Raw genomic sequence first — 9,757 nt, 5'->3', positions numbered from 1 at the left:
GCTCTCCTCGACGCGAGGCGCGGGGATCGCCGCGGCGCCGGACTTCAGATCGGGCGTGGTGCCGCCCATCCGGTTCTTCTTCGCCTCTTCACCGACCCGGCGCACGACGAGCTGGATGTCGTCCCAGCCCACCCAGCCGGCCAGCTTGGTGGCATACCCCTTGCGGGTGGCGTTGTCCTTGATCTGGGCCACCACGGGCACCGTACGGCGCAGTGCCTCGACACGACCCTCGACATCGTCGAGATTGTGTTCGGCCAGCAGTCCGCGAATCACGAACTCGTACAGCGGGGTCCGCCGCGCCACCAGATCACGCACGGCGCTGTCGCCGGAGTGCTGACGCAACTCGCACGGATCCTGCCCGTCGGGCGCCACCGCGATGTAGGTCTGTCCCGCCAGCCGCTGATCACCGCTGAACGCCTTCAGCGCCGCGGCCTGACCGGCCGCGTCACCGTCGAAGGTGTAGATGATCTCGCCGCGCCAGAAGTTGTCGTCCATCAGCAGCCTGCGCAGTACCTGCAGGTGTTCTTCGCCGAACGCGGTGCCGCACGACGCCACCGCGGTTTTCACCCCGGCCAGATGCATGGCCATGACGTCGGTGTAGCCCTCGACGACCACGGCCTGATGACCCTTGGAGATGTCGCGCTTGGCGTGGTCGAGACCGAACAGCACCTGAGACTTCTTGTACAGCAACGTTTCCGGCGTGTTCACGTACTTGCCGGGCATGGTGTCGTCGTCGAACAGCTTGCGCGCGCCGAAACCGATCACCTCGCCGCCGAGATTGCGGATCGGCCACAGCAGGCGACGATGGAACCGGTCGATCGGACCGCGCTTGCCCTGCTTGGACAGTCCGGCAGCTTCCAGTTCCTTGAACTCGAAACCCAAGCGCTGCAGGTGCTTGGTCAGCCCGTCCCAGCCCGCGGGGGCGTAACCGCAGCCGAACTGCGCCCAGGATGCCTTGTCGAAGTTGCGGTCGGTCAGATACTTGCGCGCGGCCTCGGCCTCGGGTTCGTGCAGCAGGCCCATGTAGTACTCGTGCGCGGCGGCATTGGCGGCGACCAGGCGCGAGCGGGTGCCGCGGTCGCGCTGCACCGAGGTGCCGCCACCCTCGTAGTTGATCTGGTAGCCGATGCGATCGGCCATCTGCTCGACGGCCTCGACGAAACCGATGTGTTCCATCTGCTGCAGGAACTTGTAGACATCGCCGCCCTCACCACAGCCGAAGCAGTGGAACAGCCCGTGGTTGGGGCGCACATGGAACGACGGCGACTTCTCGTCGTGGAACGGGCACAGACCTTTGATCGAGTCGGCGCCCGCGCGCTTGAGCGCCACGTACTCACCGACTACATCTTCGATCCGGACACGTTCACGGATCGCCGCGATATCGCGATCTGGGATTCGTCCGGCCACGATGAGCGAGTCTAGTCGGGTCTGCTCAGCGGCAGTCCAGCGAGGCGGCGACGCGTTCGAAGCGGCTCTCGGTGTAGGAGGCGATCTGGTCGATCACCACGCGCACGCGGGCGGCCTCGGTGGCGGCGGCGTTGAACCAGGGCAGCATCTGATCGTCGAGGTGGGCGGGCGCGGTGGTGAGCAGCCGATCGGCCACGGCCTGCACGCGGTCGCGCTGGGTCTGCTGGCGGGCGAGGTGGCCGGGGTCGGAGCGCACGTACCGCAACGCCACGGTCTTGAGGACGGCCACCTCGGCGGCCACGATCGGCGGCACGATCAGATCGGCCTCGTAGCGGCTGAGCGGGCCTTGGCCGTAACGCTCGTGGGTGGCCGAGATCGCGGCGGTGGCGAAGCGGCCGACCAGTTCGCTGGTGAGCCGCTTCAACGCCACCGAGGCGGCGAAGCTGCCGTCGTAGGTCGCGGCGTCGGCCACGATGTCGAGTTCGGAGAGCCGTTGGGCGGCGGCGGCGAGCGCTTCGATCGACTGGTCGGGGTGCTGCCCGTGGCCCTGTTCGGCGAGCGCGGCCTGTTCGGCCGGGTCGGCGAGGGCGCGCAGGTCGATGCGGCCGACGATCACGCCGTCCTCCACGTCGTGCACCGAGTAGGCGACGTCGTCGGACCAGTCCATGATCTGGCATTCCAGGCTTTGTTTGCGGTCGGGCGCGTCTTTGCGCACCCAGGCCAGGCGCTCGAGGTCGTCGTCGTAGGCGCCGAACTTGGTGCCGGAACCGCTTCTGCCCCACGGGTATTTGAGGGTCGCGTCCAGGGCCGCCCGAGTGAGGTTGAGCCCGAAGCTCTCTGCGTCGGCGTCGAGGACCTTGGGTTCGAGGCGGGTCAGGATGCGCAGGTTCTGCGCGTTGCCTTCGAAACCGCCGTAGCGGTCGGCGAATTCGTCGAGCGCGCGTTCACCGTTGTGACCGTAGGGCGGGTGGCCGATGTCGTGGGCCAGGCCGGCCAGGTCGACGAGGTCGGGGTCGGCGCCGACACCGTCGGCGATACTGCGCCCGATCTGGGCCACTTCGAGCGAGTGGGTCAGCCGGGTGCGCGGGGTGTCGCCCTCGCGCGGGCCCATGACCTGAGTCTTGTCGGCGAGGCGACGCAGCGCGGCGGAATGCAGCACGCGGGCACGATCGCGGGAGAACTCACTGCGATGCCCCTTGCCCGCGGCGCCGGGCCACGCGGTCTTACCGGGCTCGTGGACCATGCGTTCCTGGTCGTGCGGGGTATAGGTCCCGGTCATCTCACTGTCCCGCCTCGTAAGGAAAATCTGCCGAGAAATGAGTGAGCTGGTACCAGAGCAGCGCGCCGGTTTCGCGGGCGATGCCGTGGAATTGCGACTCCCTCGTATAGACGGCGGGCCCGGTACGGGTGGGTGCGGTCCACGCTTCCAGGCCTGCGTCGCGAGCCATCGTCCTGGTTCGCAGTGAATGCCACGGATCGCTCACGAGTACGGCCGATGACATATCGCGCTCCCCCATCGCCGACGCCACCGCCTCGATGCTGCGCAGTGTGTCGGAACCGGTTTCGACGGCCACGATGTTCTCGCTGGGGACGCCCTTGTCCTCCAGATACCGTTTGCCCGAGGCGGCTTCGGTATACAGGTCGCCCTCCTGTTTGCCGCCGACAGTGATCACGGTGGGCGCCACCCCGGCCTCGTAGAGTCGCCAGGCCTGATACAGCCGCGCCTCGAAAACCGACGACGGCGTTCCTGAATACTGGGCCGCGCCGAGCACCACGATCGCGTTCGCGGGGGTGTAGTCGTCGATCCGCGCGACCTGCCAGACCCGGACCGCTGTCCCGGCGACCAGCACCAACCCCATCAGCACCGCGCCGGCGATCAACCGGACCAACCACACCGAGACCGTCGACACCAGCCCGCGCGGATGCCTGACATCCGGGGCGGGCGTGACCGTTCGCGAGAAACCCGATTTCACCTTCGTCAGTCTGCCAGGTCGGTCCGACGCCCCGCGGGGTCAGCGGTCACCACCGGATTCCGTTCCGGTGAACGGCCGACCGCCGAGCCCGCGGACTCCCAGGGGATCGTCGCGGCGATGTCGACGAACGAGCGGATCAGCGGGCTGTGTGCCGCGCTGGTCCAGGCCAGCACGAGGCTGCTCGGCGGCTTGTCGGCGAGCGGGACCACCACGAGGCCCTCCGGGACCGGGTGGCCCAGCGGCGTGAGGCCGACGGTGCCGTTCCACAGGACGGTTTGCTGACATTCGTGGACGGTGCGCACCACCGGGCCGGTGTCCGGATCGGTCGGGTGCGACCAGTAGCTCCGCCAGATCGGATCGGTGTCGGCGGGCAGCTGGAACCACTGTCGATCGGCCAGTTCGCGCAGGTGCAGACTCGCGTGATCTGCCAGGGGATCGTCGACGCGAAGGACGACACCCACCGGGTCGGTACGCATAACCTGTGTGGTGATGCCGGTTTCGTCGAAGGGCGTGCGGGTGAGGGCGATGTCGACGCGTCCGGCGCGCAACCCGGCCGTCGGGTCGGCGAAGTCGCCTTCTCTGATGTGCACCTGGACGTCGGGATGCGCGGCCCGGTACGCCGCGGCCAGTCGGCTCCCTGCCGCTTCGGCGAAGGTGCCGATCGTGACGGCGGACGCCCCGGCGGCGACCGCGACCCTGGTGCGCACCCGATCGGCCTGGGCCAGCAGCTCGAGCGCCTCGTCGTAGAGGGCGGACCCGGCAGGCGTGAGAGTCACACCTGTCGGTGAACGACGCAGGAGTTCGTAGCCGAGGTCGTCTTCGAGCTGTTTGATCGCCCTGCTCAGGGGCGGCTGGGTCATGTACAGCCGGGCGGCGGCGCGACCGAAGTGGAGTTCCTCGGCCACCGCCGTGAAGTATCGCAGCAGACGGAGGTCCATGAGCTGCGACGATACCCGCTCGGTATCGGGTCCGCAGAGATCGGTCTTGGACGCGACCGGCCTCGCGATGATCAGGTGGAAGTCATGAGCGTCATGGTCCTGATCGGACGAATCCTGTTCTCCGCGTTGTTCATCGGCGCGGCTATCGGCCATCTGAGCGGCGCGAAGGACACCGCGCGCTACGCCGCGAGCCATGGGGTGCCGTCGCCGTTGTTCGCGGTGTACGCCTCGGGTGCCGCCATGCTCGTCGCGGGAACGAGCGTGCTGCTCGGCGCCTGGGGCGACCTCGGATCGCTTGTCCTGGTGGCGTTCCTGGTGCCGACGGCCTTCCTGATGCATGCCTTCTGGAAGGAGACCGACGCCGAGACCAAGCAACACGAGATGGTCCACTTCAACAAGGACCTCGCCCTGGCCGGTGCGGCACTGGTGTTCTTCGCGGTCTTCGCCTACACCGCCGACCTGGGGCTCACCCTCACCGCACCAGCCTTCACGCTGCGCTGACCGGACCGGCGATCACCAACCCCGCGCCCGCCATTCGGGCAGATTCGCGCGGTCGGCGCCGAGGGTGGTGTCGTCGCCGTGACCCGGGTAGACGACGGTGTCGTCGGGGTAGCGGTCGAAGAGTTTGGTGGTGACGTCGGTGAGGAGGGTGTCGAAGTCGGCGGAACTATGAGTTTTCCCCACTCCACCTGGGAAAAGGGAGTCGCCGGTGAAGAGGTGGGTGTGGCCCGCGTTGTCGGTGAGGGCGAGGGCGACCGAGCCGGGGGTGTGGCCGCGCAGGTGGATGACATGGAGGACGAGATCGCCCACTTCGATGGTGTCGCCGTCTTCGAGCAGACGGTCGGGGCGGACCGGGAGGTGGTCGGCGTCGAGGGTGTGGGCGGCGGTGGGGACCTCGAAGGACTTGGTGACCTCGGTCAGGGCCTGCCAGTGATCGGGGTGGCGGTGGGTGGTGACGAGCAGTTCGATCTGGCCGGGTGTCTCGAGCGCGGTCAGTTCGATGATGCGCTCGGCATCGTTGGCGGCGTCGATCAGCACCGCGGCGCCGGTGGTGGCGCTCTGGATCAGGTAGGTGTTGTTGTCCATCGGACCGACGGACATCTTCACGATGCGGGCGCCGGGGACGTCGCGCTGCTGGGCGTCCCCGCCCGCGGTGACGTGACCTGTGTACTGGCGAGCGACTGTGACCATGCACCCGATCGTAGAAGCCACGCGCCGCGCTGTCGTGCCGGTGTCGGTGTCGACCGTTAGATTCGACACATGCCGCTGTCGAGTTCGGCCCCACGATCGGTTTCCGCACTCTGCGCGGTGTTCGCCGTGTTGAGTCTGCTGTGCGCGCCGAGTGCGGTCGGCGAACCGCCCGCGCGCATGGGTCCGCAGGTGGTCGATACCGCGAATGTGCTCAGTGCGGGCGACGAAGCACGCGTGCTCGACGCGATCGACGCCCTCTACCGCGATCACCAGGTGAAGCTGTGGGTGAACTATGTGCGCACCTTCGGGTCGATGGCGCCCCGCGACTGGGCTGCCCGCACTTCCGACCTCTCCGGTTTCAGCGATCATGATCTGCTGCTGGCGGTGGCCGTCGACGACCGCGGCTACTGGCTCGACGGCACCCTTCCCGAGAGTGTGAGCGACTCCGAACTGGACTCGCTGCTCGCGGGCTCGGTGGAACCCGATCTGCGCGACCAGAAGTGGGCACAGGCCGCGGTCGACACCGCCGAGGGAATCGGTTCGGCGATGCGGGGCAGCGGGGTGCCGTGGGGTGTGCTGATCCTCATCGGGCTGGCCGTGATCGTGGTGGCCGGCGGTTTGATGTTGTTCTCGCGCAAGCGTCGAGGTGACCGGGATCGTGCCGAGCTGACCACCGCGCGCGAGGTGGATCCGACCGATTCCGCGGCGCTGGCGCGATTGTCGCTGCCGACCTTGCACGCGCTCTCCCGCGAGCGACTGGTCGAGATCGACGATGCCGTGCGGACCAGCGCCGAGGAATTGACCTTGGCCACCAGCGAATTCGGTGACACCGCGGTGACGCCGTTCCGCTCCGCGCTCGATGCCGCCCGCGCCGCCACCGCGAAGGCATTCACGATTCGTCAGCAACTCGACGACGCGATTCCGGAGACGCCGGACCAGCAGCGCGCCATGCTCATCGAGCTGATCGCCACGGCGGGCACGGCCGATCGCGAACTCGACTCGCAGGTCGCCGATTTCGACGCCATGCGCGATCTGCTCATCGACGCGCCCGCTCGGCTGGACACGCTCACCCGCGACATCGTCGAGCTGACCGCGCGCATGCCGGGCTCCGAAGCCGAACTCACCCGCTTGAGCTCGACCTATCCACCCTCGGTCATCGCACCGATCCACGACAACGTGCGGATGGCGCAGGAGCGAATCACCTTCGCCGAGAACAACATCGACTCCGCTCGTACCGCTCTCACCCAGCCTGTCGGGCAGCAGGGTGGTGCGGTCGCGGCGATCCGAGCGGCCGAAGGCGCGATCGGGCAGGCAAGGACGCTGCTCGATGCCGTCGACCAGGCCGCGACGAATATCCAGCAAGCGCGCGACGGTCTTGCGGCCGCCCTCGACGAACTGCGCGCCGACCTGAGCTCGGCCACGAGCCTCACCGAGTTCGGCGGCGCCGACCTGGCCGCCGCGGTCTCGTCCGCCACCGCGGCCCTGAATGCCCCGAATGCCCCGAATGCCGACAGCGATCCCCTCGGTACCTTCCACACCGCGGTCACCGCTGATGCCGAACTGGACCGTGCGATCGCGGCGGCCTCGGATCGCAAACTGGCCGTGGAGGATCTGCGACGCCGGCTCGATCGCACCCTCACCGACGCATCCGCCCGCATCGATGCGGCGTCGTCGTTCATCACCACCCGGCGTGGCGGCGTCGATGCGGAGGCCCGCACCCGGCTCTCCGAGGCGCAACGTCACCTCGCCGAGGCACACGGACTCGCGGGCAGTGACCCCGAACGCGCACTCGTCAGCGCACAGACCGCCGCCGACCTCGGCGGCCGGGCCATGCAGCAGGCGCAGGCCAGCGTGCAGGCGTGGGAGACGCGTCAGCCGATGTCGGGCGGCGGCTCACAGACCGGCGCGGTGCTGGGCGGAATCCTGCTCAACGAGCTGCTGCGGGGCGCGATGAGTGGCGGTTCGCGACGCGGAGGCGGCGGCTATGGCGGAGGCGGCGGCTACCGTCCGGGCTCGTACGGCGGCTCGTCGGGATCGCGTCGAGTCAGCCGGGGCGGCAGATTCTGATCCCGGCCATCGCGAGGGTCGACCGCGCCGGGCGCAGTGCCGGACGCGCCTGATCGCGGCGCGGCGAGGTCGACAGGTTCGCCCTTGACTCTCTCACCGTGTGAGGCCGTACACCGGAAGGCGTCATGTTCAGTATCGGAGATTTCGCCAGGCACGGTCAGGTGTCGGTACGCATGCTGCGCCACTACGACGCGGTGGGTTTGTTGGCGCCCGCCAGAGTCGACGCGGCCACCGGGTACCGCTTCTATACGGCGGCGCAGCTGACCCGGCTCAATCGGCTCATCGCCTTGAAAGAGCTCGGGTTCACGCTGGAACAGGTGGGCAGAATGCTCGAGCCGGGGCCCGACGCGGCAGAACTGCGCGGCATGCTCACCTTGCGCCGAGCCGAGTTGGAACAGCGGATCGCGGCCGACCGTTCGCGGTTGACCGAAGTCGAAGCGAGACTCCGAATCATCGAAAAGGAGGGCATCATGCCCGATCAGGATGTGGTGATCAAGTCGGTGCCCGCAGTCAGAGTGGCCGAATCGTCCAGCTGGGCTTCGGGATTCGAACCCCAGGCGATCAGCCCGGTGATCGGGCCGCTGTTCAGCGAACTGTCCGACCGGCTGGCCGCGGCCGGGATCACGATCGCCGGTCCCGCGATCGCCTACTACGACGCGCGTGACGACGGGACGGTCGGCGTGCACGCGTGTGTGCCGGTGAATGTGGATCCCGCTGCGGCACCGGACTTCTCGATCGTCGATCTGCCCGCGCTCGAACACGCAGCGACCACCGTCCATCGCGGGAACGTGAGCGGGATCGGCGCGGCGTGGCAGGCGCTCGGTCGCTGGGTGGAGGACAACGGGCTCCGCACCGGCGCGCCCGTCCGCGAAGTCACCCTGGAGTGGACGCCCGATCCCGATGGCTGGGTCACCGAACTGCAGGAGCCTCTCGCACCGCGCTGAGGCGCGGCCGGCCCGTGCGATCCGCAGGCGAGATCCGTTTCAGGCGGTCGCGGCTTCCTGATCCGCGGATGACCAGGACAATTCCGCGGCGACGGCATCCAGCAGGTGGGCGGCGAGTGGGCCGCCACCCAGTCGGCCGATGGTCAGTCGACCGAGATAGGTGTAGACGAGGAAGGTGACCGCCGCGGACGCCCCCGTCGACGGGCGGGGGTGTGCGGAGAGGTAGACGATCTCGTAGTCGTCGAGAATCAGCCCGGCGGGGGCGCGGAACGGGGGCACCGTCCCGGTGTTGGTGAGCGCGATATGCCCTGCGGTGGAGTGGATTCGATCGGGACCGTAGAAGTCGGGGAAGTGCAGAACGGACTGTTCGATCACCCCGTCGGCCAGGTCGTTGTGCAGGCTGGTGCCGATCCGGCGAGCGAGCACGACGAGGTCCGCGGTGTCGGCGGCATCGGTGGCGAACGCGGCCAGGCCGGACAGGTTGGTGCCGGCTTCCGCGGCAACCGCAGGGTCGAGGCGCCTGCGCAGGTCGACCGGATACATACACGAGACGTGGTCCGCGCCCGAGAGATCGCCGTACGCCCGCAACACCGCGGCGGTGACCAACCCGTTGACGCTCACCGCGTGCGCGCGAGCCAGCTCGAGCACCCGTGCGGTCGCGACGGTATCCAGCTGAATCCGCGCGGGCCGGGCCAACGTGGCCGGTGCGGCCTCCGCCCGCTCGATCCCACTCACCGAATCTGTGACGACGAGCGGACGCGCTACCGTCTCGAGTCCCGACCGCCGCCCACGCCGGATCCCCCGCTGCGCCAGCAGCACCTCGAGCGACGCCGGATACTCCCGCGTCGCACCGGCCGTGGTCTCCGACTCGGCGACCACGGTTGCCGTGTCCGCGATCTTCCCGGTCTCCACATAGTCGGTGTAGAAGCCCCACAGCCGCGCGAACAGTTCGATACAATGCCCCGCGTCGGCCACGCTGTGGTGCACGAACAACGTGACCCGAGCCCGATCCTCTTCGGCGAGAACCACATCCAGATAGGCCAATTGGGCCCCAGGATCCATGGACTCGGCCGGAATCCGCACCTCGTCGGGATCGCCGAAACTCACCCACGCGCCGACGGCCTCGATATCCCCCGGACGCAACAGGATTCCGTTCCGCCGCGTACGGGGCGCGAGTTGCTCGCCGGACACGTGGCGGCCATGGTGTGCTGCTCCGCGATGGACACCGCCGGGGCCC

Annotated in this window: 9 protein-coding genes; 3 read left to right on the top strand and 6 right to left on the bottom strand. The window is 68.5% G+C overall.

Annotation, left to right across the window (positions count from 1 at the left end; genetic code table 11):
• From dnaG to ACFWF3_RS12415, 4 genes are all read right to left on the bottom strand, one after another.
• Positions 1-1,407, bottom strand: a 1,407-nt coding sequence (gene dnaG / locus ACFWF3_RS12430; protein ID WP_379313756.1) for a DNA primase, incomplete at its 3' end; no start/stop codon positions are given.
• Between the two features lie 25 nt (positions 1,408-1,432).
• Positions 1,433-2,686, bottom strand: a complete 1,254-nt coding sequence (locus ACFWF3_RS12425) for a deoxyguanosinetriphosphate triphosphohydrolase (protein WP_379313755.1) — start codon at positions 2,684-2,686, stop codon at positions 1,433-1,435.
• Position 2,687: 1 nt separating this feature from the next.
• Positions 2,688-3,266 carry a YdcF family protein gene (locus tag ACFWF3_RS12420; RefSeq protein ID WP_378637756.1) on the bottom strand — a complete coding sequence of 193 codons (579 nt, stop codon included), beginning with the start codon at positions 3,264-3,266 and terminating at the stop codon, positions 2,688-2,690.
• Positions 3,267-3,385: 119 nt separating this feature from the next.
• Positions 3,386-4,318 (bottom strand): LysR family transcriptional regulator, encoded by a 933-nt coding sequence (locus tag ACFWF3_RS12415; protein WP_379313754.1) that lies wholly within the window; start codon positions 4,316-4,318, stop codon positions 3,386-3,388.
• Positions 4,319-4,402: 84 nt separating this feature from the next.
• Between ACFWF3_RS12415 and ACFWF3_RS12410 the strand changes: the two genes are divergently transcribed.
• Positions 4,403-4,819 (top strand): DoxX family protein, encoded by a 417-nt coding sequence (locus tag ACFWF3_RS12410; RefSeq protein WP_379313753.1) that lies wholly within the window; start codon positions 4,403-4,405, stop codon positions 4,817-4,819.
• A gap of 12 nt (positions 4,820-4,831) precedes the next feature.
• Here the strand turns inward: ACFWF3_RS12410 and ACFWF3_RS12405 are convergent, their stop codons facing one another.
• Entirely contained in the window at positions 4,832-5,509 is a 678-nt protein-coding gene (locus ACFWF3_RS12405) for an MBL fold metallo-hydrolase (RefSeq protein WP_379313752.1), read from the bottom strand.
• Positions 5,510-5,578: 69 nt separating this feature from the next.
• On the opposite strand from ACFWF3_RS12405, the gene ACFWF3_RS12400 reads away from it, so the two are divergent.
• The gene (locus tag ACFWF3_RS12400) at positions 5,579-7,576 is read left to right on the top strand and encodes a TPM domain-containing protein (protein WP_379313751.1); all 1,998 of its coding nucleotides are present in this window, start codon (positions 5,579-5,581) and stop codon (positions 7,574-7,576) included.
• Positions 7,577-7,701: 125 nt separating this feature from the next.
• On the top strand, positions 7,702-8,520 hold the full coding sequence (locus ACFWF3_RS12395; protein ID WP_379313750.1) for a MerR family transcriptional regulator: 819 nt from the start codon (positions 7,702-7,704) through the stop codon (positions 8,518-8,520).
• Positions 8,521-8,559: 39 nt separating this feature from the next.
• Here ACFWF3_RS12395 and ACFWF3_RS12390 read toward each other — a convergent pair.
• A partial coding sequence (locus tag ACFWF3_RS12390; RefSeq protein WP_379313749.1) for a hypothetical protein occupies positions 8,560-9,757 on the bottom strand: 1,198 nt, incomplete at its 5' end.

Origin of the sequence: Nocardia sp. NPDC060220 (assembly GCF_042727815.1) — a bacterium.
Lineage (GTDB): Bacteria > Actinomycetota > Actinomycetes > Mycobacteriales > Mycobacteriaceae > Nocardia.
The sequence above is the reverse complement of the archived record's forward strand: the minus strand, read 5'-3'. Positions and strand labels throughout refer to the sequence as shown.

Excerpts from the sequence above, each read along its gene's own strand:
- ACFWF3_RS12425 (WP_379313755.1), bottom strand. The coding sequence starts at position 2,686 with ATGACCGGGACCTATACCCCGCACGACCAGGAACGCATGGTCCACGAG.
- ACFWF3_RS12420 (WP_378637756.1), bottom strand. The coding sequence starts at position 3,266 with ATGGGGTTGGTGCTGGTCGCCGGGACAGCGGTCCGGGTCTGGCAGGTC.
- ACFWF3_RS12415 (WP_379313754.1), bottom strand. The coding sequence starts at position 4,318 with ATGGACCTCCGTCTGCTGCGATACTTCACGGCGGTGGCCGAGGAACTC.
- ACFWF3_RS12410 (WP_379313753.1), top strand. The coding sequence starts at position 4,403 with ATGAGCGTCATGGTCCTGATCGGACGAATCCTGTTCTCCGCGTTGTTC.
- ACFWF3_RS12405 (WP_379313752.1), bottom strand. The coding sequence starts at position 5,509 with ATGGTCACAGTCGCTCGCCAGTACACAGGTCACGTCACCGCGGGCGGG.
- ACFWF3_RS12400 (WP_379313751.1), top strand. The coding sequence starts at position 5,579 with ATGCCGCTGTCGAGTTCGGCCCCACGATCGGTTTCCGCACTCTGCGCG.
- ACFWF3_RS12395 (WP_379313750.1), top strand. The coding sequence starts at position 7,702 with ATGTTCAGTATCGGAGATTTCGCCAGGCACGGTCAGGTGTCGGTACGC.